Source organism: Acinetobacter guillouiae CIP 63.46, assembly GCF_000368145.1.
GTDB classification, from domain to species: domain Bacteria; phylum Pseudomonadota; class Gammaproteobacteria; order Pseudomonadales; family Moraxellaceae; genus Acinetobacter; species Acinetobacter guillouiae.
Genome location: NZ_KB849282.1, coordinates 525,246 through 550,758 on the forward strand (window position 1 = coordinate 525,246; position 25,513 = coordinate 550,758).

At 39.1% G+C, this 25,513-nt stretch carries 19 protein-coding genes, 2 tRNA genes and 1 rRNA gene; 10 read left to right on the forward strand and 12 right to left on the reverse strand.

What is annotated here, in order from left to right; all coding sequences use genetic code 11:
* The 5 genes from F981_RS04725 to F981_RS04745 form a co-directional block, all read right to left on the reverse strand.
* Window positions 1-76: transfer RNA gene (locus F981_RS04725), tRNA-Ala, on the reverse strand.
* A 44-nt stretch (window positions 77-120) separates the two neighbouring features.
* A tRNA-Ile gene (locus F981_RS04730) sits at window positions 121-197 on the reverse strand.
* A 59-nt stretch (window positions 198-256) separates the two neighbouring features.
* Window positions 257-1,795, reverse strand: a 16S ribosomal RNA gene (locus F981_RS04735).
* A gap of 424 nt (window positions 1,796-2,219) precedes the next feature.
* On the reverse strand, window positions 2,220-2,786 hold the full coding sequence (locus F981_RS04740; protein WP_004718908.1) for a peptidylprolyl isomerase: 567 nt from the start codon (window positions 2,784-2,786) through the stop codon (window positions 2,220-2,222).
* A gap of 301 nt (window positions 2,787-3,087) precedes the next feature.
* Window positions 3,088-4,155 carry an alpha/beta hydrolase gene (locus F981_RS04745; RefSeq protein ID WP_004718910.1) on the reverse strand — a complete coding sequence of 356 codons (1,068 nt, stop codon included), beginning with the start codon at window positions 4,153-4,155 and terminating at the stop codon, window positions 3,088-3,090.
* A gap of 202 nt (window positions 4,156-4,357) precedes the next feature.
* On the opposite strand from F981_RS04745, the gene F981_RS04750 reads away from it, so the two are divergent.
* From F981_RS04750 to erpA, 3 genes are all read left to right on the forward strand, one after another.
* A complete protein-coding gene (locus F981_RS04750) occupies window positions 4,358-4,822 on the forward strand; it encodes a hypothetical protein (RefSeq protein ID WP_004718911.1) in 465 nt (154 codons plus the stop codon).
* Window positions 4,823-5,192: 370 nt separating this feature from the next.
* Complete coding sequence (locus F981_RS04755; protein ID WP_004718914.1) at window positions 5,193-6,197, forward strand: putative solute-binding protein; 1,005 nt, start codon at window positions 5,193-5,195, stop codon at window positions 6,195-6,197.
* 129 nt (window positions 6,198-6,326) lie between these two features.
* Window positions 6,327-6,662, forward strand: a complete 336-nt coding sequence (gene erpA, locus F981_RS04760; RefSeq protein WP_004718915.1) for an iron-sulfur cluster insertion protein ErpA — start codon at window positions 6,327-6,329, stop codon at window positions 6,660-6,662.
* Window positions 6,663-6,732: 70 nt separating this feature from the next.
* Here the strand turns inward: erpA and F981_RS04765 are convergent, their stop codons facing one another.
* Both F981_RS04765 and F981_RS04770 read right to left on the reverse strand, forming a co-directional pair.
* A complete protein-coding gene (locus F981_RS04765) occupies window positions 6,733-7,575 on the reverse strand; it encodes an alpha/beta fold hydrolase (protein WP_004718916.1) in 843 nt (280 codons plus the stop codon).
* Window positions 7,576-7,767: 192 nt separating this feature from the next.
* On the reverse strand, window positions 7,768-8,895 hold the full coding sequence (locus F981_RS04770) for an anhydro-N-acetylmuramic acid kinase (protein WP_035370790.1): 1,128 nt from the start codon (window positions 8,893-8,895) through the stop codon (window positions 7,768-7,770).
* 82 nt (window positions 8,896-8,977) lie between these two features.
* Between F981_RS04770 and tyrS the strand changes: the two genes are divergently transcribed.
* Window positions 8,978-10,192, forward strand: coding sequence for a tyrosine--tRNA ligase (tyrS, locus tag F981_RS04775; RefSeq protein ID WP_004718921.1), 1,215 nt, complete (start codon window positions 8,978-8,980; stop codon window positions 10,190-10,192).
* Between the two features lie 63 nt (window positions 10,193-10,255).
* Here the strand turns inward: tyrS and F981_RS04780 are convergent, their stop codons facing one another.
* Entirely contained in the window at window positions 10,256-11,260 is a 1,005-nt protein-coding gene (locus F981_RS04780) for a putative solute-binding protein (protein ID WP_004718922.1), read from the reverse strand.
* Window positions 11,261-11,728: 468 nt separating this feature from the next.
* On the opposite strand from F981_RS04780, the gene F981_RS04785 reads away from it, so the two are divergent.
* Both F981_RS04785 and F981_RS04790 read left to right on the forward strand, forming a co-directional pair.
* Window positions 11,729-13,663, forward strand: coding sequence for an ATP-binding cassette domain-containing protein (locus F981_RS04785; RefSeq protein WP_004718924.1), 1,935 nt, complete (start codon window positions 11,729-11,731; stop codon window positions 13,661-13,663).
* Window positions 13,664-14,667: 1,004 nt separating this feature from the next.
* Window positions 14,668-15,675, forward strand: coding sequence for a putative solute-binding protein (locus F981_RS04790; protein ID WP_004718925.1), 1,008 nt, complete (start codon window positions 14,668-14,670; stop codon window positions 15,673-15,675).
* Window positions 15,676-15,837: 162 nt separating this feature from the next.
* Here F981_RS04790 and gyrB read toward each other — a convergent pair whose 3' ends face one another.
* From gyrB to dnaA, 4 genes are all read right to left on the reverse strand, one after another.
* Window positions 15,838-18,306: a DNA topoisomerase (ATP-hydrolyzing) subunit B gene (gene gyrB / locus F981_RS04795; protein ID WP_004718929.1), complete on the reverse strand. Its 2,469-nt coding sequence runs from the start codon at window positions 18,304-18,306 to the stop codon at window positions 15,838-15,840.
* Window positions 18,307-18,358: 52 nt separating this feature from the next.
* Window positions 18,359-19,441: a DNA replication/repair protein RecF gene (gene recF / locus F981_RS04800; RefSeq protein ID WP_004718931.1), complete on the reverse strand. Its 1,083-nt coding sequence runs from the start codon at window positions 19,439-19,441 to the stop codon at window positions 18,359-18,361.
* A gap of 24 nt (window positions 19,442-19,465) precedes the next feature.
* Window positions 19,466-20,614, reverse strand: a complete 1,149-nt coding sequence (gene dnaN, locus F981_RS04805; protein WP_004718933.1) for a DNA polymerase III subunit beta — start codon at window positions 20,612-20,614, stop codon at window positions 19,466-19,468.
* A gap of 110 nt (window positions 20,615-20,724) precedes the next feature.
* Complete coding sequence (dnaA, locus tag F981_RS04810; RefSeq protein WP_004718936.1) at window positions 20,725-22,116, reverse strand: chromosomal replication initiator protein DnaA; 1,392 nt, start codon at window positions 22,114-22,116, stop codon at window positions 20,725-20,727.
* 692 nt (window positions 22,117-22,808) lie between these two features.
* On the opposite strand from dnaA, the gene rpmH reads away from it, so the two are divergent.
* Genes rpmH through yidC form a run of 4 tightly spaced genes read left to right on the forward strand, consistent with a single transcriptional unit; the run spans window position 22,809 to window position 25,444 of the window.
* Complete coding sequence (rpmH, locus tag F981_RS04815) at window positions 22,809-22,943, forward strand: 50S ribosomal protein L34 (RefSeq protein ID WP_000831329.1); 135 nt, start codon at window positions 22,809-22,811, stop codon at window positions 22,941-22,943.
* A gap of 33 nt (window positions 22,944-22,976) precedes the next feature.
* Window positions 22,977-23,369: a ribonuclease P protein component gene (gene rnpA, locus F981_RS04820; protein ID WP_004718937.1), complete on the forward strand. Its 393-nt coding sequence runs from the start codon at window positions 22,977-22,979 to the stop codon at window positions 23,367-23,369.
* Between the two features lie 9 nt (window positions 23,370-23,378).
* Window positions 23,379-23,699, forward strand: a complete 321-nt coding sequence (yidD, locus tag F981_RS04825; RefSeq protein WP_004718939.1) for a membrane protein insertion efficiency factor YidD — start codon at window positions 23,379-23,381, stop codon at window positions 23,697-23,699.
* A 5-nt stretch (window positions 23,700-23,704) separates the two neighbouring features.
* The gene (yidC, locus tag F981_RS04830; RefSeq protein ID WP_004718941.1) at window positions 23,705-25,444 is read left to right on the forward strand and encodes a membrane protein insertase YidC; all 1,740 of its coding nucleotides are present in this window, start codon (window positions 23,705-23,707) and stop codon (window positions 25,442-25,444) included.
* Window positions 25,445-25,513 lie beyond the last annotated feature (69 nt).

A 25,513-nucleotide genomic window follows, 5' to 3' on the forward strand; every position in this document is an offset into this window, starting at 1 on the left:
TGGTGGAGACTAACGGAGTCGAACCGTTGACCTCCTGCGTGCAAAGCAGGCGCTCTACCAACTAAGCTAAGTCCCCAGCTTAAGATCTTAATATATCTGCTCTTCTGTGTTCAGTAGACTTGGTGGGTCTGACAAGACTTGAACTTGTGACCCCACGCTTATCAAGCGTGTGCTCTAACCAACTGAGCTACAGACCCTCAGATACATCAATGAAGAACAACTTGTTGTGGATTCTTACCAATCGTCAATCTTTCGTTAAGGAGGTGATCCAGCCGCAGGTTCCCCTACGGCTACCTTGTTACGACTTCACCCCAGTCATCGGCCACACCGTGGTAAGCGTCCTCCTTACGGTTAGACTACCTACTTCTGGTGCAACAAACTCCCATGGTGTGACGGGCGGTGTGTACAAGGCCCGGGAACGTATTCACCGCGGCATTCTGATCCGCGATTACTAGCGATTCCGACTTCATGGAGTCGAGTTGCAGACTCCAATCCGGACTACGATCGGCTTTTTGAGATTAGCATCCTATCGCTAGGTAGCAACCCTTTGTACCGACCATTGTAGCACGTGTGTAGCCCTGGTCGTAAGGGCCATGATGACTTGACGTCGTCCCCGCCTTCCTCCAGTTTGTCACTGGCAGTATCCTTAAAGTTCCCACCCGAAGTGCTGGCAAATAAGGAAAAGGGTTGCGCTCGTTGCGGGACTTAACCCAACATCTCACGACACGAGCTGACGACAGCCATGCAGCACCTGTATGTAAGTTCCCGAAGGCACCAATCCATCTCTGGAAAGTTCTTACTATGTCAAGACCAGGTAAGGTTCTTCGCGTTGCATCGAATTAAACCACATGCTCCACCGCTTGTGCGGGCCCCCGTCAATTCATTTGAGTTTTAGTCTTGCGACCGTACTCCCCAGGCGGTCTACTTATCGCGTTAGCTGCGCCACTAAAGCCTCAAAGGCCCCAACGGCTAGTAGACATCGTTTACGGCATGGACTACCAGGGTATCTAATCCTGTTTGCTCCCCATGCTTTCGTACCTCAGCGTCAGTATTAGGCCAGATGGCTGCCTTCGCCATCGGTATTCCTCCAGATCTCTACGCATTTCACCGCTACACCTGGAATTCTACCATCCTCTCCCATACTCTAGCTTCCCAGTATCGAATGCAATTCCCAAGTTAAGCTCGGGGATTTCACATCCGACTTAAAAAGCCGCCTACGCACGCTTTACGCCCAGTAAATCCGATTAACGCTCGCACCCTCTGTATTACCGCGGCTGCTGGCACAGAGTTAGCCGGTGCTTATTCTGCGAGTAACGTCCACTCATCTTGGGTATTAACCAAGAGAGCCTCCTCCTCGCTTAAAGTGCTTTACAACCATAAGGCCTTCTTCACACACGCGGCATGGCTGGATCAGGGTTCCCCCCATTGTCCAATATTCCCCACTGCTGCCTCCCGTAGGAGTCTGGGCCGTGTCTCAGTCCCAGTGTGGCGGATCATCCTCTCAGACCCGCTACAGATCGTCGCCTTGGTAGGCCTTTACCCCACCAACTAGCTAATCCGACTTAGGCTCATCTATTAACGCAAGGTCACAAGTGATCCCCTGCTTTCCCCCGTAGGGCGTATGCGGTATTAGCATCCCTTTCGAGATGTTGTCCCCCATTAATAGGCAGATTCCTAAGTATTACTCACCCGTCCGCCGCTAGGTCAGTTACCGAAGCAACTTCCCCCGCTCGACTTGCATGTGTTAAGCCTGCCGCCAGCGTTCAATCTGAGCCATGATCAAACTCTTCAGTTAAAAATCATTAGTGACTTAAGGTCACAATTCTGGCTCATCAATGTACTGACAAATTCTCTCAAATAAACTTCGAGTAATTTAAACCAATCAATCAATGATAATATTTCGATCAATCAATCAGTAAAAATCCACACAAGTTGTTCTTCATATTCTCTTAATGATTAATTTATCACTTCGTCAGTGATAAATAAGACGCAATAAACATTTAACAACTTAACCCTCTAAGCTAAGTTCGTTTGCTGTATCGCGTCGGGATGAGCTCATTATAGGGCAATTTCTTACACACGCAAGTGCTTTTAACTGATTGTTTTATTGAGTGTTGTATTTTTATGCACTATTTTGGTTCATTTTTGGGCTTTTTGTCGCGTAAGCTTTTAATATTAAAGCAGAAATATGAACAAAATATTTCTGTTTTATTTTTTAACTATTTTTTCACATTTGTTTTTATTGTTTGAATACTGATGATTTTTACAGCTTGTTTAGGTACATCTTGGTGCATACCCACTGTTTGTGTTGGTGTCTGTACGATTTTATCGACGATATCCAGTCCTTGTGTCACCTTACCAAATACGGCGTACCCAGGGTTTCCAGCAGACTTATTTAAAAAGTCGTTATTTGCAACATTAATAAAGAATTGACTGGTTGCAGAGTTTGGCGCATTAGTCCGTGCCATAGCCAAAGTCCCACGAACGTTCTTTAAGCCATTGCTAGATTCATTCTGGATCGCTGGTTGAGTAGCCTTCTCTTTCATGTTGCTATCAAAGCCACCGCCTTGAATCATAAAACCAGGGATAACACGATGGAAAATGGTGCCGTTGTAAAATTGACTATTTACATAGCTCTTAAAATTTTTTACTGATATCGGTGCTTGATCATCATAAAGCTCTATATTGATGTTGCCTAAATTGGTTTTAATTTGCATATCTGTATTGGCGAACGCTTGATTCACCAAAACCACTAAAGCAAGACCGATGCCTATTTTTTTGATCATTCTCTTTTCCTTAAACATTTTAAATTAATAAGCCTCTCATAGTAGTCTGCTTTTATTCTGTTGAAAAATGACATTTAAACACGTTTACCAATACTCAACTGTATTCACGACTATATCTATATAGCTGTCATAAGCCTTACTGGTTGTTGAATATGTTGATGATGCTTTATCAACAAAAGAACTGTATGGATAAATCCGTGTGCTTAGCCTTTATAGAACAATTATTGTTATTTGATTATTTTTTAATCAATCACTTTTGTTCCACGTGAAACAAAAGTGACTTGTACAAGTGGATATTATGTTATTGCTTATCCCAGAATTTACGGAACTCTTTACTCATCTCTATAACGTATTTTTTAGCTTTACGTGAAACAGGGGTTAAGTTAATAAATCCGTGGGTTTGATCTTCATAATCCTGATAATGAACCTTTACGCCATTTTGACGTAACTTATAAGCATAGATTTTACCTTCATCATGCAAAAGATCATGTCCAGCCGTTACTACAAATGCAGGAGCAAGTTTCTTTAACTGCCCATTGGTCGGTGAAATGATTGGATCATCCAATGCCATATTAAAACGTGTTGCATAATAGTCGGTCACATAATCAATATCTGAGCCTGTCAACACCAAGCCATCTTTATAAGCAAAGAAAGATGGATGTCGACTCTTAAAATCAACAGCAGGATAAATCAAGAACTGGGCTTGAGGTGCAAACACTGTATTGACTGTGCGTTGTGCAACAACAGCGCTAATATTTCCGCCCGCGCTATCTCCTGCAACCGCAATACGATTTTTGAGAATTTTAAATTGACGGCGATTTTGATACACCCAAGCCAAAGCATCTTCACAAGATTGAATTAAGTCACGTGGGCCAACCTCAGGTGCGAGTGGATATTCAATACTTAAAACCTGAACTTTTGCATGAGCAGCAATTAAGCGACACACTTCATCATGGGTGTCTACACTACCTACCACAAAACCACCGCCATGATAAAATACAATCATTGGCAATTTTTTATTTGGTGCAGGATGGTAATGGCGTGCATAGACGCTGCCACTTTGTAGCGGAAGACGAATATCTTCAACAAATTGGATATGGGTCGGTTTGTTTATAATAGATTGCATTTGTGATTCAAATTGCTTTCTAGAGCGCTCTACATCTGCGCCAATAAAACCCACTTTGCCCTGTTTAAGTTGAGCTGCCATCAAACATTTGGTGAAACTATCCAATTGAGGAAACTGGTACGGGTAACCCAATAACTTGGTTAATGACTCTTGAGCGAATGTAGGCAAACGATCTAAAGCCCTACCTGCCGAACCCTGCCCTTTTTCGACTAAATCATGAATACTACGTTGAAAAGCAACCATTACGATTCTTCCTTAAATGTTCAAATTCTTCATATTGTCTACATGATCAGGCATCGACTGACTATAATCTTATACAAGTCTCATCATCGATATACAAATATAATTTTTAAATACGCTAATCTGAGTTAAATGACTTGTCATTGACTATTTTGCTATATCTGAATTTTTTTTTGCTATTTTGCTTGTTAAATGGAGACAACTTATGGCTATAAAAGCATTAATTGTTTCATTCATAACATCTATTATTGCTGTTGGTTGTGTTGCATTTCCTGAAGATGGTTATGACTCTCGCGGCTATGGGCAACCCGTATATCGAGATTATGGCTATGGACAACGCTATGATCCAAGATATGACCGAAACAATGATCGCCAACGTTGGGAACGCGAGCGAGCTTATCGTTTACAACAAATGCGCATTGAACAAGAACGGCGCCAAAACAACCGGGATAAACAACGTTGGCAATATGAACAAGCCAAACGTGATCAAATGAAAAAGCAGCAATGGGAACAACATAGAAAAGATTGGAACAATAAATCAAATCGTGACCATCGCTGGGACAATAGACCTGATCAAAAACAGTGGCAACAGCATGATCGTCAAAATCAACAACAGCAACGTGATAAAAGACGTGATGAGCGAAAAAACAGAGATCAAAACAAAGATTAATCTTCAAGAATTTGGGGCTAACCCAGATTCTTTTGTCTTTTTAGCAAACAATTTATTCATTTATAAAAGCAAAAGTAATGATTTTCCTCAGTAATTAATAGCTTCTGACATTTCTTCTTTGCTGAGGAAATTTTGTCATTTGGGTCATTGCGAACCGACTCATTTCAAGTAATGATTTCAATAACATCAATTCATCATTGAACTCGAACAATTGATTTGGAAAATCGATTGTTCAGAATAGATCATGTTGGGTTTAGCAATAAACGATTTTCTAAACTAGATACATTTTTGATGTCACAAAGTTCTATTGGTCGAAGCTCTTCGATTCAATTGAACATGAATAATATTGATCATGGAAAGGAAAAAAATAATGAAATGGTCTAATGCTCTCATTGCTGCTGCGGGTCTTTTGCTTGCAACATCTGTCACTCAAGCAAAACAAGTCATGTGTGTATTTGATTTAGTAGGCAAAAATGGTGATGTGTTTACCTTAATGAAAGATTATCAACTTGCAGCGAAAAACTGGGGTGCGGATCTGGAATTAAAAGTGAATTCAAATGAATCTGTTATTGCAGAAGATTTTAAAGCGGGTAAATGTGATGCTGTCAGTATCACAGGTATGCGTGGCCGCCAATTTAATAGTTTCACCGGTTCTTTAGATGCAATTGGTGCGATTCCAGATCTCAATCTCGCGGTAAAAGTCATGCAAGGCTTAGCAAATCCAAACTTTGCAAAATACATGACCAGCGGAAAATATGAAGTTGTTGGTGTTATTCCAGTAGGTGATGCTTTCCTGATGGTCAATGACCGCAATATCAATACCGTTGCAAAAGCAGCGGGTAAAAAAATTGCGGTACTCGACTATGATCAAGCACAAAAAATTATGGTTCAACAAATTGGTGCTCAAGCAGTTGCCGCGGATGTTACAAATTTTGGCAGTAAATTCAATAATGGTCAGGTTGATATTATTGGTGCACCTGCAGCGGTATTTAAACCTTTAGAGCTGCATAAGGGTTTAGGGACTAAAGGCGCTATTGTGAATTACCCACTGCTACAAGTCACAGGTAATATCATCATTCGTCCAGATAAATTCCCTGCTGGCTATGGTCAAAAATCTCGTGATTGGATTAAAACGCAATTGCCTCGTGCAAACACCATCATTGGAAAAATGAAAGCAGATATTCCAGCGAAATACTGGATGCAAGTTCCAGATGGTGATAAACCTGGTTATCAAAAACTCATGCGTGAATCTCGTATCAGCTTGACCAAACAAGGCGTTTATAACAAACAAATGATGAAAATCCTTTGGCAATTCCGTTGTAAAAACGATCCGAAAAACTTTGAATGTGCGCTACAAGATGAGAACTACAAATAATTCTAGATTAAATCCGATAAATTTAGTCTGAATTTACTTTAAAGTTCACTCACTGACCATATATTGAGTATGTTATACTGAATATATGGTCTTTTCATTTAAGCCATTTGAAATCTGAGGAACAATATCATGACCGCCCAAGCACTTGAGCTGACTGACAATGCTGCAAATAAAGTTCGCCAACTTCGTGATAGCGAAGGTAATCAAGATCTGATGTTACGTGTCTATGTAACGGGTGGCGGCTGTTCAGGATTTTCTTATGGTTTTAACTTTGCCGAAAGTATGAATGAAGATGATGCTGAATTCATAAATGGTGATGTAAAAATGTTGGTTGACTCGTTGAGTTATCAATATCTCGTCGGTTCTAAAGTTGACTATATTGAAGGCTTAGAAGGTTCACGTTTTATTGTAGAAAACCCGAATGCAACAACAACTTGTGGTTGTGGTTCATCATTCTCCATTTAATTCAAAGCATATTTTGAATCAAATCATGCCCTCTTCTTATGAGGGCATTTTTATGGTTAGGACATCAAGGTTAAATCGTTTCTAAAATATATTGGCTCAATTGTTTTGCATTCTGCACTGGTATCCAATGCGTCGCATCCATCACAATTTCTTTATAAGCTGCTTTTACATAATGATGATTTAAGGCGACGCTTTTAGAACCGATCGCTGAGTCATGTTTGCCCCAAATAAATAAAGTCGGCACACAAACTGGTTGGGTTAAATTTTTATTTGAACTAAATGGAAGTCCCCGATACCAATTTAATGCAGAACTTAGACGCTTTTCCACCACGATGTCTTGTTGGAAATCTTCGAGTTGTTTTGCGGTCATTCCTGAATCTTTTAATAAGCCCAGACCCAACTTTGGTAATTTCTCAAATAATAATTCTGGAATTTTGGGTAATTGGAATAAACCAATATAGTAAGATTTTAACAATTGATTACTGCTTAACATCGAACGCATAAATGCTGCTTTATGCGGTACAGAAATCGTAATCAAATGTTTTATTTTTTCAGGATAACGTTGTGCAACATCCCAAGCAACCACTGCCCCCCAATCATGTCCAACTAAATAAACCTGTTGTTGGATCATATCGATTAAAGCATTTACATCTTCAACCAAAGCAGAACTTCTATAATCACGGCGGTTTTGCGGTTGTGCACCTAAACTATAACCACGTTGATTGACAGCAAAAGTACGATAACCGTTTTGATTCAGAATCTCTGCAGTTTCTTGCCAGCTTTTATTGGTTTCAGGAAAACCATGTAACAAGACAAAAGGCTGCCCATCCAAAGGACCCGAATCTATCACATCAAAGCTAAAACCCTCTCTTTGAAATGATTCTATGCGCTGTTTCTGTATCGCTAAGTTCATTGTGATCTCAGTTTTAATTTTTATTGATAGTGGAAGCTTATGCGCTATTTTTTAACAGCAGTAAAGGACAATCTCAGCGCTAAACAGGTCGATCATTGTTCTACAAAATATCTCACACTGCTATACCGCACTTGTTCTTGTGTAAATATTGATTACTAAGGTGTATCACTCACCTTAGCAATCATTTTATTTTTAAACTGCTGTAATCGTGCCTAAGATACGATAGCCTTTTGCCCCCGTAACAGCAGGTAGGTTGCCACTTAACTGTTGGTCAAAGCGCATGGCGAGCCATGCAAATGCAGTTGCCTCTACCCATGTCGGTGCTAAGCCCAGTGCGGAAGTCGATTGTACAGACCAATTGTGCTTACGTAGACGCCAACGGAGTTGTTCAAGTAGATGTGAGTTATAAGCACCTCCACCGCAAACATAGACCTCACCCGTATCTAGAGGTGAACGATAAATAGCTTTCTTGATGGCACGTGTCGTGAGTTTCATCAACGTTGCCTGAATATTTTCAGGGGTATCTTCTAATTCATCATATTCTAAATCATTGCGCCAATCTAAAATCTGCTCATCTAACCATTCCAAGTTAAAGTCTTCACGCCCTGTACTTTTTGGCGGTTCTTTAGAGAAGTATTCATTTGCTTGAAGGCGATCTAACAATGAACGTATCGGTTGACCATAAGCTGCCCAATTGCCATTTTCGTCATAAGGTTGCCCAGTATAACGATGACACCACGCATCCATAAGAATATTGGCAGGACCTGTATCAAAACCATAAACATTCTGCTCATCACCAGCAGGCAGCATGCTGACATTGGCAATCCCCCCTAAATTGAGAATCACTCGATGAATGGTTGAATGTTGGAATAAAGCTTGATGAAACGCTGGAACTAGAGGAGCACCCTGCCCACCTGCCGCCATATCACGACGACGAAAATCTGAAATCACAGGAATTTGAGTAATTTCCGTAATAATATTTGGATCACCAATTTGTAAAGTAAACCCGTGTTCTGGACGATGCCGAATAGTTTGTCCATGACAACCAATCGCTTTAATTTGGCTTTTATCTAAATTATTTTCTTGTATGAGTTGGTTAATGCCATTGCCAATCATGGTTGCAAGAGCGACATCAGCCTTACCCATTCGATCGATTTCATTATCATCAGGTAAGGTCAATGCCATCAATTCATCGCGTAAATGAGGATCAAAAGCGACTGTAAGCGTGGCATGGATATGTAAAGGATCAAATGAAGCAGCAACAAAATCGACGCCATCCATGCTGGTTCCAGTCATTACGCCAATATAGATTGTTGTCATGAGATATTCTTCGCCTGCATTATGCTGAAAAAATGTTAGTATATCGCACAAATAGTCTAACTGAAGTATTTGGGTTTTTGTAATGTCAAATTTCCTGCCGGCTGAAGAACAACTTGCCCTCATTCGCCGAGGCACTCACGAAATTATTTCTGAAGAAGATCTTCTGAAGAAACTAAAAGAAAATCGTCCTTTAAAAATTAAAGCTGGATTTGATCCAACTGCCCCAGATTTACATTTGGGTCATACTGTTTTAATTAACAAATTAAAAGCGTTTCAAGATCTTGGTCATGATGTCACATTCTTGATTGGTGATTATACCGCCATGATTGGTGACCCAACAGGTAAGAGTGCGACTCGTCCACCACTATCGCGTGAACAAGTTTTAGAAAATGCCAAAACATATCAAGAACAAGTGTTTAAAATTCTTGATCCAAATAAAACCAAAGTTCGTTTTAACTCTGAGTGGTTTGCAACAAAAACCGCTGCTGATTTGATTCAATTGGCTTCGCAGCAAACTGTTGCGCGTATGCTAGAACGTGATGACTTTACTAAACGCTATAATAGCCATCAACCGATTGCTATTCATGAGTTTTTATATCCTTTGGTTCAAGGTTACGACTCTATCGCGCTTGAAGCCGATGTTGAGCTTGGTGGTACAGACCAGACCTTTAACTTACTTATGGGACGTACTCTTCAAGGTCGTTATGATCAAGAAGCTCAAGTATGTATTACCGTACCGATCCTAGAAGGATTGGATGGCGTCAATAAAATGTCGAAGTCTTTAGGCAACTATATTGGTGTATTTGATGCCCCTGGCGCAATGTACCAAAAAGTATTGTCTATGCCTGACAGCTTGATTGAACGCTATTTTGAATTACTCAGCTTTAAGTCTATGGACGAAATTGACGTTCTTCTCAAAGAAATGGCTGAAGGTCGTAATCCGCAAGACATTAAGAAAATTCTTGCACTTGAGTTGGTTGAACGCTTCCATGGCGCAGAAGCTGCTGAACATGCACATAAAGGTGCGGGTAACTTAATCACAGAAGGCGAGCTACCTGAAGGTACGCCTGAAGTGACTATTTCTCGTGGTGAATACAATGGAGAAATCTCGATTGTATCTATTTTACGTGCCGCAGGCTTAACCAAGAATTCAGCACAATCTAAAGATGCTGTTTCACGTGGAGCCGTAAAAGTAGATTGGGAAGTTGTGGATGCAAACTTCACTGTGAAAGAAAATGTTACTTTGGTTATTCAGGCAAGTAAAAAAGCCATTGCAAAAGTGACCTTTACCGATTAATCCCGTGTAAGCCAATAAAACCAGAAAAGCCATCAACATTGATGGCTTTTTTATTGAATAAATTTATTCACCTGCAAGTGAACATTCAAAGTTGGTGCGATCTACCGTACAGCGTGCTTTTTTCAGTACCGACATCATCACAGGATCGTACACCCCTCTTTTTGTTAACTCAATCCGCCCTTCTCGCAATAATTTCTGATAACGGAGTGCATCGTCCTTGGACACATTTAATTTATATTTTGCTGGGATCTCAGCTTCCATTTTTTCTATTTTCTTAAATGAACTTGGTAACTGCTTCACAGCCCACTCACGTGACTTAATACCAAAACCTTCTGGAAACTGCTCAGGTTTAATAATTAAATCGGCAGTCACATTCACTACGGGATAAGTAAACATTGCACCATTGCTACCTAAACCTTTATAAATTTCCAATGGTTTATAGGCATAGGCTGGCGAAGCAATCGCATCCACCTCACCATCATTAAATTTTTTCACAAAATTAAAAATATCAGAAGGAACCCCGATTGCCCCTACACGCTCAACGGCAACCTTTTGTGCAAGATCGTAATGCAGATAGGCAAACTTTTTACCTTTGCCCTTTTCCAAAGTATTCATTGCGCGATCTTTAACAAAGATATAAGCAATACCAATCGGGGTAATCATTGCCAATTCATATTTGACCCCATTTTTTTCAGAAACCAATCTTTTTGCATTGCGTTTATCCAAGGCATAATTGATCGCTCTTCTGGCAATTTCATTGTTGGGAATTCCTCCCAAAGCATCAATAGATCCACCAAATTTATTGTATTCACGTGAACGCATCGTGGTCATTGCAGCGGCATCACATTTATTGGTCTTAAAATTTTTATCCACGGCTTCTTCTGACTGATACACGGTTAAATTAATATCAGCGCCCCATGCTTTGGCTGCTAAAGCCCATTCTTCCATGAGTTTATAAGATTCACCCGCTTTACCCAGTAAATCAAACACACACACATTTTGTTTTGCCTGTAGCAGAGGTGAAAAAAAAACTGAAAAAACAATCGGTAAATATCCTATTTTATTCATCATCTGACGTCCATATTTTTATAAATAGATTTATCCTTGTAGATGTAAAAGCAATCCAAGTCTTTTACTTTAACTACACATTTTTAGGTGATACTGTGATTAATTCTACATAAATTGGATATTTTTTGTTAGTTTTTTAACCAACTTTTAGATAAGATAAAAAATTCAGGACAAATTTCTGATAAAAATAAGCGGCTGAGCTGATTTCATTGAGCTGTTTTTTATTGAGTGGTTGTAAAATTAAAATATTCTAATGATTGCTGTTGGTTTGGGAGATATACGCATTTTTTTATTGAAGCATTCACAATAAAGCATTGTTTGTTTTTTTGAATTGATCCTATTTACCCAATTTATTGTGCATTTCACTCAAGAAAAGACATTTTGTCACTTCTTTTATCAAATACATTTTTTGAACTCTACCATTTATCCTTTACTATACCGCATCCGATATTCAATAGTCAGTTTCCTATGATTCAGTTAGACCAACTTTCAATTCGCCGTGGTGGACGCATTTTATTCCAAAAAGCGTCTATGCAACTTCATCCTGGTTGGAAAATTGGTTTAACAGGTGTAAATGGTGCGGGTAAATCCACATTGTTCTCAGCACTTTTGGGTGGAATGGAGTCAGACAGCGGTAGCTTAACCCGTCCAAATATATGGACCGTTGCCCATATGGCTCAGGAAATCAAAGCCTTAGATATGAAAGCTATTGATTTTGTGTTATCTGGTGATGAAGAATATTGGCTGATACAAGACAAACTAAACCATTCTGAAGATTTGAGTAATGATGAGTTAGCGCATTTATATAGCCGTTTTGAAGAAATTCATGGCTATACAGCTGCATCTAAAGCATCTCAACTGATGGCTGGTTTAGGTTTTTTTGAGCATCAATCAGAACTCTTGGTTTCAAGTTTCTCTGGTGGGTGGCGGATGCGTTTAAATCTTGCTCGTACTCTGATGAGTCGCTCAGACTTACTATTACTCGATGAACCGACCAACCATTTAGACTTAGATGCAATTTTATGGTTAGAAGATTGGCTCAAGGCATATGAAGGCACGCTCATTTTAATTTCACATGACCGCGATTTCTTAGATGCAATCACAGATCATATTTTACATATCGAAAATCAAGTACTGACTTTATATACTGGTAACTATTCTACTTTTGAAACCACACGTGCTGAGCGATTAGCACAACAACAACAAGCGTTTGAAAAGCAACAAGAAGCTAAAGCACACTTACAAAAATTTATTGACCGTTTTAAAGCCAAAGCGACTAAAGCACGACAAGCGCAAAGCCGTATTAAACAACTTGAACGTATGCAAGAGCTTGCCCCTGCGCATGTCGATAATCCATTTACCTTTAGTTTCCGTGAACCAAGCAAAATGAGTTCACCGCTGCTCACACTCGAACATGCAGATATTGGCTATGGCGATAAATTAATTGTCACCAATGTAAATTTACAGATTACACCAAGCAGTCGTATCGGTTTACTGGGAATGAATGGTGCAGGTAAATCGACCCTAATTAAATCTTTAGTCGGTGATTTACCGCTGATTCAAGGTTTACGTAAAGATTCTGAGTTACTCAACATTGGTTATTTTGCCCAGCACCAAATGGATGCTTTAGATGGCAATGCCAGCCCGATGTTACAACTTTCTCGCATTGCTGACCCAAAGATCAGTGAAGCAGCATTACGCTCCTTTTTAGGAAGTTTTGGCTTTAGTGGTGAACGTATGGACACCCCAAGCGAAAGCTTCTCTGGCGGTGAACGTGCGCGTTTGGCTTTGGCTTTAATCGTCTGGCTGCGTCCAAATGTTTTAATTCTCGACGAACCGACTAACCATTTAGATTTAGATATGCGCCATGCACTTACGATGGCTTTACAGGATTTTGAAGGTGCTGTGGTTTTAGTTTCCCATGAACGTCAGCTGATCGCTTCAGTCTGTGATGAACTTATTTTGGTTCATGCAGGTCAAAGCAAGGAATTTGACGGGGATTTACAAGATTATGCAACGTGGTTACGTCAAGCACGTATCGATATGATCAAGAATGGACAACAGCCTAGTGCACCTGTTCAATCTCAGGTGATTGAAAAGCCAAGTATTTCAAAACTCGATAAAGAAGCACAACGTAAAGAAGCTGCTCGTCAACGTGAACTGAGCCGTCCTATTCGTAAAAATATCGAGAAAATTGAAAGTCAAATTGGAAAAATTCAACCTAGACTCGTAGACATTGAAGCATTACTTGCAGACACAGCCCTTTATGAGGCAAACCGTAAAGATGATTTACTCAAACTCATGAATGAACAGACAGAGTTAAAAGTAAAATTAGAACAAGCTGAAGAAAAAATGCTTGAACTGATGATGGAACTAGAAACATTAGAAAGCTCTTTCGATTAAAAAGTGCTTTTAAATACAGTAAGCCTCTCAAATTAGCTAGAAATAGGCAAATGCCTTTTCTAGCTTTTTAATAAAATATATTTAAAAATCAACAAGTTAATTTATAAAAACTATTTTATTTAAAGTTCTAAACGCAACTTCATCGCCTTAACAAAATTTAAAGCTCTATACCTCTTCTCATAAATCATCAGAAATTCAATACATAGCCACGCTATGCAAACACGCTCAAGTGTTGTTTCTCATTACTCTAGATTCCCCCAGATCAAAAAGAAGGCTTTTTAGCACAATAATCCAATAAAAATCATAAGCTTATTTTATTTAACACCCAAACCACATCCAACAGCCACGTCCAAGCCTAAAAGCATCTTTAAATCGACAAAATACAATCATAACTTTTATTTATAATAGGCAATTTCCACCGTGGAACATATTAGCTTAACTAAATAATAACTAAAAAGGCTTTAAAAGGGACAGTTCATTTGAATTTAAAAATGTTTTTTATCAATTGCATGTGGATAAGTTAAAATTTTAAAACAGTTCTTTTGACTCATTCTTTGAGAGCATTTTTTAATGATTTTGAAGTTTTATATGCAAATAAATCAGTCTGTATTGATCGAATTTAGGCTTGATTGAAAAGTTACCCACATACTTATCAACATCATTTTGATTAATAATAGAACAAAATTCAAGTGCAAAATTTAACCGTTCGTCGCTTTTTATAATGAACATTCATCTAATTTTTTTGATTTCAGCAAAATTATTTAAAATTACATAGATCATGAATTTCGAACAATTTGTAATGAAAAAGCATAACTCGGGCTTAAAAAACTGATTTATTTATAAAAAGATTGCCGATGAAATGAGAGTTAAGTCGCTAATTCACAATAATTGTCAAAAAAAAAATAATAAATGGAGTAAATGCTCTATTTTTTTCAAACAAAGCTGATTAATATTGCGCTTATGGAAAAGTTCCTAAAGATGGATAAATAGATAAGGACGAAAATATGAAAAAAATTGCATTCGCTATTGCTGCAACTTCAATCGTTGGATTTAGTTCAGCATCTCAAGCTGCGACAGATGTCTGCGTATTTGACTTATTAGGTAAGTCAGGTGAGTCATTTCAAATGGCGCAAGAATGGGCATTATCAGCAAAAAGTTGGGGCGCTGATATCAATCTCATTCCAAAACAAGATGAGGCTGTAGCAGATAACGACTTTAAAGCAGGCAAATGCGATGGCGTATTTATGACTGCAATGCGCGCGCGTCAATACAATAAATTTGTGGGTTCAATCGACTCTATTGGTGGTGTGCCAAGTAATGCGATTGCACAAAAAGCCATTACTTTTGCCTTAGATGCACGTAATGCTGCAAAAATGACCACAACCTTGGGTGGTAAAAAATACGAAGTTGCTGGTATTGCACCACTTGGTTCAGCATTTATTTTTGTACGTGATAAAAATATCAACTCGATTGAAAAAGCCGCTGGTAAAAAGTTTGCTGTGTTAAGCTATGACAGCGCTCAAAAAATTCTAGTACAACGTGTTGGTGCACAAGCAGTTCCTTCAGATATCACCAACTTTGTTGCAAAATTCAACAATGGTCAAGTTGATATGGTCGGTGCGCCTGCTTATGCCTACAAACCGCTTGAAATTCAAAAAGGTTTAGGTGCAAATGGGGCAATGTTTAACTTCCCTGTATTACAAGTAACTGCTGACTTTGTCATCCGTCCTGAAAAATTCCCTGCAGGTTTTGGTCAAAAATCTCGTGATTATTTTGTGAAAAACTTGCCAAAAAGCTTTGCTATGATTAATCGCCTAGAAGCGACTATTCCAGCAAAATACAAAATGAATTTAACCGCTGAAGATAAGCTGAAATATCAAAAGTTAATGCGTGATGGCCGTTTAGAACTGACTAAACAAGGTATTTATGATGCAGGCATGATGTCTGTGTTGAAAAAAGCACGTTGTTCAGTAGATAAAGCCAACTTTGAATGTACGCTAGGTGGTGAATAATACTTTAGATGAAATAAGCTAAAGTCTACAAAAAAACCAGCTTTGAGAAGCTGGTTTTTTTGTTTTAAATAGAAGCAGTAGCACTATCAAAATTAAAATAAGGGCTATAAAAAAGGGAATAAACCGAGGTTTATTCCCTTTTATTGATTAAAATGAGTTTAATTAAGCATCAATATCTGCATTTAATGCATTTTCTTCAATGAAAGCACGACGTGGTTCTACATCATCGCCCATTAAACATGCAAACATACGATCAGCTTCAATCGCATCATCAATGGTCACTTGCAGCATATTACGGTTTTCAGGATCCATTGTGGTTTCCCAAAGCTGTTCAGCATTCATCTCACCCAAACCTTTATAGCGTTGGATCATCATGCCGCGACGTGAATCTGTCAAAATGTGTTGCCAAACCTGATGGAAAGTCGAAACGTTGATTTTACGTTCGCCTTTTTGCAGATAAGCACCTTCTTCTAACAAGGTGAACCAGCTCTTCGAGTTCTGCAATAAACGCTTATATTCGCCCGATGCCAATAAACCCGCATCTAATAAATAGCTATGCGGTAAATTGTGCACATAAATCGTTATACGCGGGAAATAAATCGTCGTTTTAAGCCCATCAGCAGTTTCTTTATCAAAGGGTTCCAAGCTCAACACTGGACGTAAACTCGGTTGCGTTGTTTCAATCGCAGCACGAAGTTTCTCACCCCATTGTTGTACATAATCTTGGTCATGATTTTGATCAAGTTTAAAATGCTCAAGACTCAATAAACCATCCAGCAAGGTCGCAGGATAACGTACAGTTAAACGCTGCAAACTCTTTTGGGAGGTTTGATAATCAGCAATTACTTTCTCTAATGCTACGCCACGAATTGCAGGCGCTTCAGCATTGACACGTAATTCAAGTTCATCAATCGCATTTGAAATCAAATAAGTTTCTAAAGCATCATTGTCTTTAATGTACTGCTCTTGCTTACCTTTTTTCAGTTTATAAAGTGGTGGTTGTGCAATATAAATATAACCACGTTCCACAAGTTCTGGCATTTGACGGAAGAAGAAAGTCAAAAGCAGGGTACGAATGTGTGAACCATCCACGTCAGCATCGGTCATGATAATGATTTTATGATAACGCAACTTGTCTGGGTTATATTCTTCACGGCCAATACCACATCCTAATGCAGTAATCAGCGTACCCACTTCCTGTGATGAAATCATTTTATCGAAACGTGCACGTTCCACATTCAGGATTTTACCTTTGAGCGGAAGAATGGCTTGCATTTTACGGTTACGGCCTTGTTTTGCAGAACCGCCCGCAGAGTCACCCTCGACCAAGTATAATTCTGAAAGTGCTGGATCTTTTTCCTGACAGTCTGCCAACTTACCTGGAAGACCGGCAATATCAAGCGCACTCTTACGACGTGTCATTTCACGTGCTTTACGCGCAGCATCACGCGCACGTGCAGCATCAATGATTTTGCCTGCAATAGATTTTGCAGCCTGAGGATTTTCTAATAAATACTCAGAAAAGGCTTTGTTCATTGCCTGCTCGACAGCAGGTTTAACTTCACTCGACACCAATTTTTCTTTGGTTTGAGATGAGAATTTAGGATCAGGTACTTTAACTGAAACAATTGCTGTTAAGCCTTCACGCGCATCATCACCAGTAACTGCAACTTTCTCTTTTTTGAGTAAGTTTTCATTTTCCATGTAGCTGTTTAAGCCACGTGTCAACGCTGCACGGAAACCAGCTAAATGCGTTCCACCATCTTTTTGTGGAATATTGTTGGTAAAGCAACGAACATTCTCTTGATAGGTATCATTCCATTGCAAAGCAACTTCAACACCTATGCCATTTTCAGCTTGAGTGGTGAAATGGAAGATTTCATTGAGATGGGTTTTACCTTGGTTAATATATTTTACAAACTCAGATAAACCACCTTCGTAATCGAAGACATGTTCTAAGGCAACACGTTCATCACGTAGGACAATACGAACACCCGCATTCAAGAATGAAAGTTCACGTAAGCGACGTGCCAAAATATCGACATTAAAAATCGTTTGGCTAAACGTTTCAGTACTTGGCCAGAAACGAACAATGGTCCCTGTGGTTTCGACATCACCCACAATTTTTAACGGATAAACCGGATCACCATGTTTATATTCTTGTTGATGAATATGACCAGCACGATGAATCGTAAGTTCAAGTTTGCTTGAAAGTGCATTAACTACAGATACACCTACGCCGTGCAAACCGCCTGAAACTTTATAGCTATTATCATCAAACTTACCACCTGCGTGCAGAATAGTAAGAATTACTTCTGCAGCAGAGACACCTTCTTCTGGGTGAATATCAGTTGGAATACCACGTCCATTATCTGCAACGCTGACTGACTCATCTTCATGAATAGTCACTAAAATTTCATCACAATGACCAGCTAAAGCTTCATCAATCGCGTTATCGACGACCTCAAATACCATATGGTGTAAGCCTGAACCATCATCAGTATCACCAATATACATACCTGGGCGTTTACGAACTGCATCTAGACCACGTAATACTTTGATACTAGAGGAATCATAAGCCTTTTCAATGGTTGGTTCTGTTTGAGAAGCTATTTGATCTTCTGAACTCATGGTTTCTCCCTAGTGAAAAATAGGTCTTTCCAAAATTGGCTAAAATCTAAAATCATGTTGCAACAACACTTACCTGACCTTGGTCAACATTGAATAACTGGTAGGAAATAGACAAATCATGTAAATGTTTTTTTACTGATTCATGGTCTAGTGTGGTAATAAAAACTTGACTACCAAGTTGGCTCAATCGCTCAATTAAACGTTGTTGTGCGCTTAAATCTAATTCTGCTGTCACATCATCTAATAATACCACAGTTTCTTTATTACAGGCATGTAACATGGCAATTTGTGATAGTTTTAAAGCCATTATCAACAACTTTTTCTGCCCTCTAGACAGTACCACATCCGCTTCGCCTAAAGGGGTTTTTAATCGGATATCTGCACGATGCGGCCCATACTCGGTATAACGTCGATCAACATCTTTTTGGTGATATTGAATCAGGTCATTGGCCAAACCATGTTCCACATGGAACCCTGCACTGTATTCCATTTCAATCTTTAAATCGGGTAGCAACTGCGCCAAATCTTCTTGCAAATATAACTTCCATTGCTCAACAATCTCGACCCGTTGAGAATGTAACATTTCACCATAATCACTGAGCATTTTGTTCCACGGCTCTAAATCGAGCAAAGTCAGATTACGTTTGGTTTTAAGTAAGCTATTTCTTTGCTTTAAAGCGCGTGAATAATATTGCCATGCATGATAGAAATCTGGTTCCACGTGAAACATGAGCCAATCCAACAATTGGCGACGTGGTTTTGCCCCATGATCGATAATATCGGTACTTAATGGGTCAATCAGTTGCAATGGCAAGATTTTGGCAAGCTGCCCTTGGGTTGCAACAGTATCACCATTGACTTTAATTAACTGCTCACCACTTTGCAGCTTTTGCATACCAATCTTTTCAGTCAAAGATTGGGCAAAAACAATGGCGTCTGATTGATTATTTTGAATGTAATTTTTCGGGATATGTGTTCGAAAAGATCGACCTGTTGCCAATAAATGAATAGCTTCTAAAATCGATGTTTTACCTGAACCATTTTGTCCATAAAAAACATTAAACGGTTGCAACTCATGCAGAGCAACCGTCTTGAGGTTTCGAACACGTTGTATATTTAAACGCGTAATATGCATGGCTATGATTTAAAAATAAATCAATTAAACACGCATCGGCATCACAACATAAGTTTGATTAGATTGGGTTGGATCTTGTACCAATACCGACTGATTAGCTTCCGACATGGTCATTGCGACATCATCACCATCTAAAACGCTTAATACATCTAAAATATATTGCGCATTAAACGACATTTCCATCGGCGCATTGGCATATTGAATAGCTAAATCTTCAATCGCTTCATCTTGCTCAGGGTTATTGGCACGTAATTGCAAAGAATCAGCATTAAAGTTTAAGAATACACCACGTAATTTTTCATTACTTAAAATCGCAACACGTTGTAAGGATTGCTTAAATACATCATGTGGAATATTTACAACTTTGTCACCGCCACGTGGAATCACACGACGATAATCAGGGAATTTCCCATCAATTAATTTTGTTGTGAAACGTACCGTAATATCGCCTTGTTCTTTGTCGCGGCTAGAGGTTTGAATGGTAACATTTAACAATTCACGACCAATTAACAAGGTCAGTTGCTCATCTTCAATACTTAAAAGACGTTGTAACTCACCGACTGCTTTACGTGGAACAATGGCTTGAACCAATTGTGCAGCGGTTGAAGACGCTAATGTTTCACACAATGCTAAACGGTGCCCATCGGTAGTGACTGCGCGTAATTGATTTTCATCAATTTCCAATAATGTACCTGTCAGGTAAAAACGTACATCTTGCACAGCCATGGCAAATGAAGTTTTTTCAAATAAACGTTTTAATTCACGCTCAGTGACTTGAACTTGAGTGCCTTGGCTATTTTCATTGGTTAACAATGGATAATCTTCAGCAGGTAAGGTTCCTAAAACAAAGCGGCTGTTTCCAGATTTTAAAATACAGCGTTGATCTTCAGTGATCTGCAAATCAATCAAAGCTGCTGCTGGTAAAGATTTACAAATATCGACCAACTTACGTGCAGGAACTGTGGTTTCCCCTGCTTGTAAACATGCACCTTCAGCTAGAGTTGTACTTGCCACAAGCTCCACTTCCAAATCTGATCCTGTAATCGTAAGGGCTTGATTTGTAGCTTGAATTTTCACGTTTGAAAGAATGTTTAAAGTATGGCGACGTTCAACTGCTCCAACCACATGGGACAAAACATTAAGTAAGCTCTCTTTCGCGATTTTCAAACGCACGGTGGAATTCCTCTAACTAAATATGACAAAAATGTGGGTAATAAATTTTTTTTAATGACGTACTATGCGGCAGTTTATGCCGCATTGCAAGCGCATAATTTGTACAAATTTTAACTTTGTAACAGGCGCATGAGGTTTTTATAATCCTCATTAAAAATTGGATCTTCATCGCGTAAACTTTGCACTTTTTCACAGGCATGCATGACCGTACTGTGGTCACGACCGCCAAAAGCCATCCCAATTTCAGGGAAACTGTCTCCAGTAAGCTCACGCGCAAGACCCATCGCCAACTGACGTGGTCGTGCGTAAATACGTGTGCGTTTTGGCCCCACCAACTCTTTCAATGGTATACGGAAGTATTCGCTCACTACGCGTTGAATATTTTCAGTACTGATGGTACGGGCACGAATCGCCAAAACATCTTTCAATGATTCACGAACCACTTCTAGATCAATTGCAGCCCCCTTAAAGCGTGAGATTGCCACAACTTTGTTTAAAGCGCCTTCAAGCTCTCGCACATTGGCAACAACCTGTTGTGCAATAAATAAAGCGCAATTTCGAGGCAGATCGATGCCACTGCTTTCGGCTTTTTTCAGCAAAATTTCGATTCGTGTTTCAATATCTGGTGGTTCAACCCCAACCGATAATCCCCATGAAAAGCGCGAGACTAAACGCGGATCCAATTCGGTTAATTCTTTTGGATAACGGTCAGAGGTTAAAATAATTTGTTTAGATTCATCCAATAAAGCATTGAATGTATAGAAAAATTCAACAAGACTGGCTTCTTTACCCGCCAACAAATGAATATCATCAACCAACAATAAATCTAAAGAACGGCAATTCTTTTTAAATTCTTCAACCTTGCCTTTTTGCAGAGAGCTGACAAAGTCTTGGACAAAGCTTTCCGCAGTCATATACATCACACGCGCATTTGGCTTTGCTTGTAATAATGCATTACCAACGGCTTGCATTAAATGCGTTTTACCTAAGCCTGTAGGGCCGTATAAAAAGAGTGGATTATGTTGAGATTCACCCAGTTGTGTTAAAACTTTGCGGCAAGTTTCAGCCGCCATTTGGTTTGAACGACCTTCAACAAATAAAGCAAAGTTAAATAATGGGTTAAGTTGTCGTTTCTTCACATTTTTTGCAGAAACAACTTCATATTCTTTGTCTTTTTTGGCTTTGAAATGCTGTGTAGGCATTGGAGAACTTTCAAGCGCTGCCGTTGTGGTAGCAGGCTGTTCAGCAGCAGAAAGAATTGCACCAGGACGCGAGTCGACTAAAATTTCGACTTTACGAATACGACCTTCAGATAATTGTTCTGCCAAAATAGAAATCAGTTCTAAATGATGTTCTTGAATGTAGCGAGTCCAATATGGATTGGGTGCATACAGTTTTAAAGTATCTTCGACTTCTTCTGCAACCAAAGGACGAATCCACATGGCAAAGACATTATCAGAGAGCTCTTGTCGCAAGCGAGTTAAGCAGTCCGTCCAAAGCATGTGAAACCCCTTCATTCAATTTTAAATTCAAAAAAGACTATTTACCCCTACCCTGTAGGTGAAGGGGTCGCCATTCTAACCAAGTTATCCACATCTGTCATGGTTAATTCAATCTAATTCGCTCAAAAAAGCAACCTTCTGTAAATAAATTCAAATTCAAAGCAGTTGTGGATAAGGTTTTCCACAAGCTGTGGATAAATTATCACAGAAAGTTATCCACAATCCATCAAATTAATAGAAACATGGATACTCACAGGGTAAGTTATTATTATTTATCTTAAAAAAGCGGTTTTCCACAGAAAAAATGCTCCCTAATAATAATAAATATAAATTTTAAATTTGAATTTATTTATAAGGATCAGGATTTCTGTGGATAAAGCTTCAGTTATGAATTTAAATTCAAAACAACACGATTTTTAAATTTAAAATTGAGAAATTAAATTTAAATTGTGAATCAGCCTATGGATAACTTTGAGGATATATCTGTGTGTAACTCTTATTTGCATTATAAAAGAATAAGTTATGCTGTGAATATATATTTTTGATAATTTATTCAATTTAATCTATATAAAGTTGTTGTCTGGGTAAAAATAAAGCGTCTATATAAAAGAAATGTGTATATTTATTGACAGAATAAAGAATGCACAATACAATCGCGAACCTTTAGAAAAGATCAATTTTGGAGTTTCGATATGAAACGTACATTCCAACCATCTGAATTAAAGCGCAAGCGTGTTCATGGTTTCCGTGCTCGTATGGCTACTAAGGCTGGTCGTCAAGTATTAGCTCGCCGTCGTGCAAAAGGCCGTCATAGTTTAACTGTTTAATTTTTTAGACAGTTGATAGACGACTTGGGTGTTATGTCTCTTTATAGTTTCAGTCCAGAGGTGAGAATCCACTGCGCTGCTGATTACAAAGATGTATTTGATGGTGCGCTTTTTAAAGTGCATCAACCCCATTTTATATTCTTAGCAAAAGTTACCGAACAGCCTAAAAGCCGTTTGGGTATTGTTGTTGCAAAGAAGAAAGTGCGCCGTGCGCATGAAAGAAATCGAATAAAACGTTTAACGCGTGAAAGTTTTCGCTTAAACCAGCAAAATATAGATTTATTGGATATTGTGGTGATGCCTAAAGTAGGTATAGAAGCAGTTCCAAATGCTGAGCTTTTTCAGCAATTACAATTTGCTTGGTTGAAATTGCAGCGCATCGTTAAAAAGCACCATAAAATAGCTCAATCTTCCCCTCAAAAATAGAGGATACCAATGATTCGTTTATTGCATTGGTTGATTCGTTTCTATCAAATTGCGATTAGTCCTCTCATTGGACCTCGTTGTCGTTATATTCCGACTTGTTCTCAATATTCGTTAGAAGCGATCCATACGCACGGCGCATTAAAAGGTAGCTGGTTAGCGACCAAACGCGTGTGTCGTTGTCATCCTTGGGGTGGGTATGGTTATGATCCTGTGCCAAAAAAAACAATTCGTTTTATTTCATTTCAGCAAATAGATTCTCAAACGCTTCATGTTCCTGTACCCTTGCGTGAACGTTTATTGAACCAAAATCACTCTAACCACTTGGGGTAATAGATATGCAACAATGGGCCAGGTTTGCAATCCTTGGGGCCATGTTAGTCACCGCATATTTGCTCATTTTGGCTTGGCAAAAAGACTATGGTCATGACAATACATCGAAGGCTGCGACACCGCAGGCTGTTGTAGCGCATGATGTGTCTGCCGATCTGCCAAAAGGTCAAGCAACTGCGGCCACTAGCGATGTTCCACAAGCAAATATAGCTGCTGCACAACAGAATACAGCTGCACCAGCCACAGCAAATCAACAATTGATTTCAGTACAAACTGACCTTTATCATCTTTGGATTAGTCCTAAAGGTGGTGATATTGTTCGTATTGAATTACTGAATCATGACAAGAGCAAAGACAGTGATCAGCCTTTTGTTATGCTTGAAAGTGATGCAAAACGTACCTATGTTGCGCAATCTGGGTTAATTGGATTGAATGGTCCGGACAGTAAGCCAGATCGTCCAAACTATGCGTTTGAAAAAACTGCTTATACTATTGCAGATGCCAAAGCAGCCAAAGACAAAGATGGCAAGACATCTCAAGTTTTAGCTGTACCAATGGTATTTAAAACAGCAGATGGCGTTGAAATCATCAAAACATTTACCTTTAAACAAGGTCAATATCCAATCGATGTAAGCTATCAGGTTGTCAACCGTAGTGCGCAAAATTGGCAAGGACAAATGTTTGGTCAAATTAAGCGTGATAACTCAGATGATCCAGGAAAAACCTCTCAAGGGATTTTTACACTTGGAACATATTTGGGTGGCGCTTGGGGTACACCTGATGAGCATTATAACAAGCTAAAATTTGCAAACTTTACTGATGAAAAACTCAACACTGAAGCAAAAGGCGGATGGGTTGCGATTGTTCAGCATTATTTTGTAAGTGCTTGGATGCCTGGTCATTTTGGCGGTCAAGAATACACAGCAAAATTGGAATCTCGTAAATCTGCAGATGGTATGAATATCATCGGATTTACTTCTCCAACCATCAATGTTCCAGCTGGAAAAGCAATGAGCATTGATGCAACGTTCTACTCTGGTCCAAAAATTCAATCTGAATTAAAAGACTTGGCTGTTGGTTTAAACCAAACTGTAGACTATGGTTGGTTATGGCCAATTGCAAAATTATTATTTGCTGGCTTACAGTTCTTCCATAATCTTGTAGGTAACTGGGGCTGGTCAATTATCTTATTGACTGTATTGGTTAAGCTTATTCTTTGGCCATTGTCGTCTAAGAGCTATCGTTCTATGGCGAAAATGCGTGTGATTGCACCTGAAATGCAACGCATGAAAGAAGAGTTTGGTGAAGACCGCATGCGTTTCTCACAAGAAATGATGGCGCTTTACAAACGTGAGCAAGTCAATCCACTTGCGGGTTGTTTACCATTGCTGTTGCAAATGCCAATCTTCTTAGCATTATATTGGGTATTGATGGAATCTGTAGAGCTTCGTCATGCACCATGGATGCTTTGGATTCAAGATTTATCTGCAATGGATCCTTGGTTTATTTTGCCGTTGATCATGGGTGTAACGATGTTTGTTCAACAAATGTTGAACCCACAACCTACTGATCCAATGCAAGCTAAAGTCTTCAAAATCATGCCGATCATGTTTACAGTATTTATGCTGTTCTTCCCTTCTGGCTTGGTTTTATACTGGATTGTGAACAACTCGATCACGATTCTGCAACAATGGTTTATCAACAAAAATGTTGCTAAAGCCAAAGTCGCAAGCGAAGTGGTTTAATCTTCATAGATTAAGCAATAGCTGAAAAAATCCGCTTAAGATGGTAATCTTAGGCGGATTTTTTTATTG

Bases quoted from the DNA above. Each gene is read 5' to 3' on its own strand.
- F981_RS04740 (WP_004718908.1), bottom strand. From the start codon at position 2,786: ATGATCAAAAAAATAGGCATCGGTCTTGCTTTAGTGGTTTTGGTGAAT.
- F981_RS04745 (WP_004718910.1), bottom strand. From the start codon at position 4,155: ATGGTTGCTTTTCAACGTAGTATTCATGATTTAGTCGAAAAAGGGCAG.
- F981_RS04750 (WP_004718911.1), top strand. From the start codon at position 4,358: ATGGCTATAAAAGCATTAATTGTTTCATTCATAACATCTATTATTGCT.
- F981_RS04755 (WP_004718914.1), top strand. From the start codon at position 5,193: ATGAAATGGTCTAATGCTCTCATTGCTGCTGCGGGTCTTTTGCTTGCA.
- erpA (WP_004718915.1), top strand. From the start codon at position 6,327: ATGACCGCCCAAGCACTTGAGCTGACTGACAATGCTGCAAATAAAGTT.
- F981_RS04765 (WP_004718916.1), bottom strand. From the start codon at position 7,575: ATGAACTTAGCGATACAGAAACAGCGCATAGAATCATTTCAAAGAGAG.
- F981_RS04770 (WP_035370790.1), bottom strand. From the start codon at position 8,895: ATGACAACAATCTATATTGGCGTAATGACTGGAACCAGCATGGATGGC.
- tyrS (WP_004718921.1), top strand. From the start codon at position 8,978: ATGTCAAATTTCCTGCCGGCTGAAGAACAACTTGCCCTCATTCGCCGA.
- F981_RS04780 (WP_004718922.1), bottom strand. From the start codon at position 11,260: ATGAATAAAATAGGATATTTACCGATTGTTTTTTCAGTTTTTTTTTCA.
- F981_RS04785 (WP_004718924.1), top strand. From the start codon at position 11,729: ATGATTCAGTTAGACCAACTTTCAATTCGCCGTGGTGGACGCATTTTA.
- F981_RS04790 (WP_004718925.1), top strand. From the start codon at position 14,668: ATGAAAAAAATTGCATTCGCTATTGCTGCAACTTCAATCGTTGGATTT.
- gyrB (WP_004718929.1), bottom strand. From the start codon at position 18,306: ATGAGTTCAGAAGATCAAATAGCTTCTCAAACAGAACCAACCATTGAA.
- recF (WP_004718931.1), bottom strand. From the start codon at position 19,441: ATGCATATTACGCGTTTAAATATACAACGTGTTCGAAACCTCAAGACG.
- dnaA (WP_004718936.1), bottom strand. From the start codon at position 22,116: ATGCTTTGGACGGACTGCTTAACTCGCTTGCGACAAGAGCTCTCTGAT.
- rpmH (WP_000831329.1), top strand. From the start codon at position 22,809: ATGAAACGTACATTCCAACCATCTGAATTAAAGCGCAAGCGTGTTCAT.
- rnpA (WP_004718937.1), top strand. From the start codon at position 22,977: ATGTCTCTTTATAGTTTCAGTCCAGAGGTGAGAATCCACTGCGCTGCT.
- yidD (WP_004718939.1), top strand. From the start codon at position 23,379: ATGATTCGTTTATTGCATTGGTTGATTCGTTTCTATCAAATTGCGATT.
- yidC (WP_004718941.1), top strand. From the start codon at position 23,705: ATGCAACAATGGGCCAGGTTTGCAATCCTTGGGGCCATGTTAGTCACC.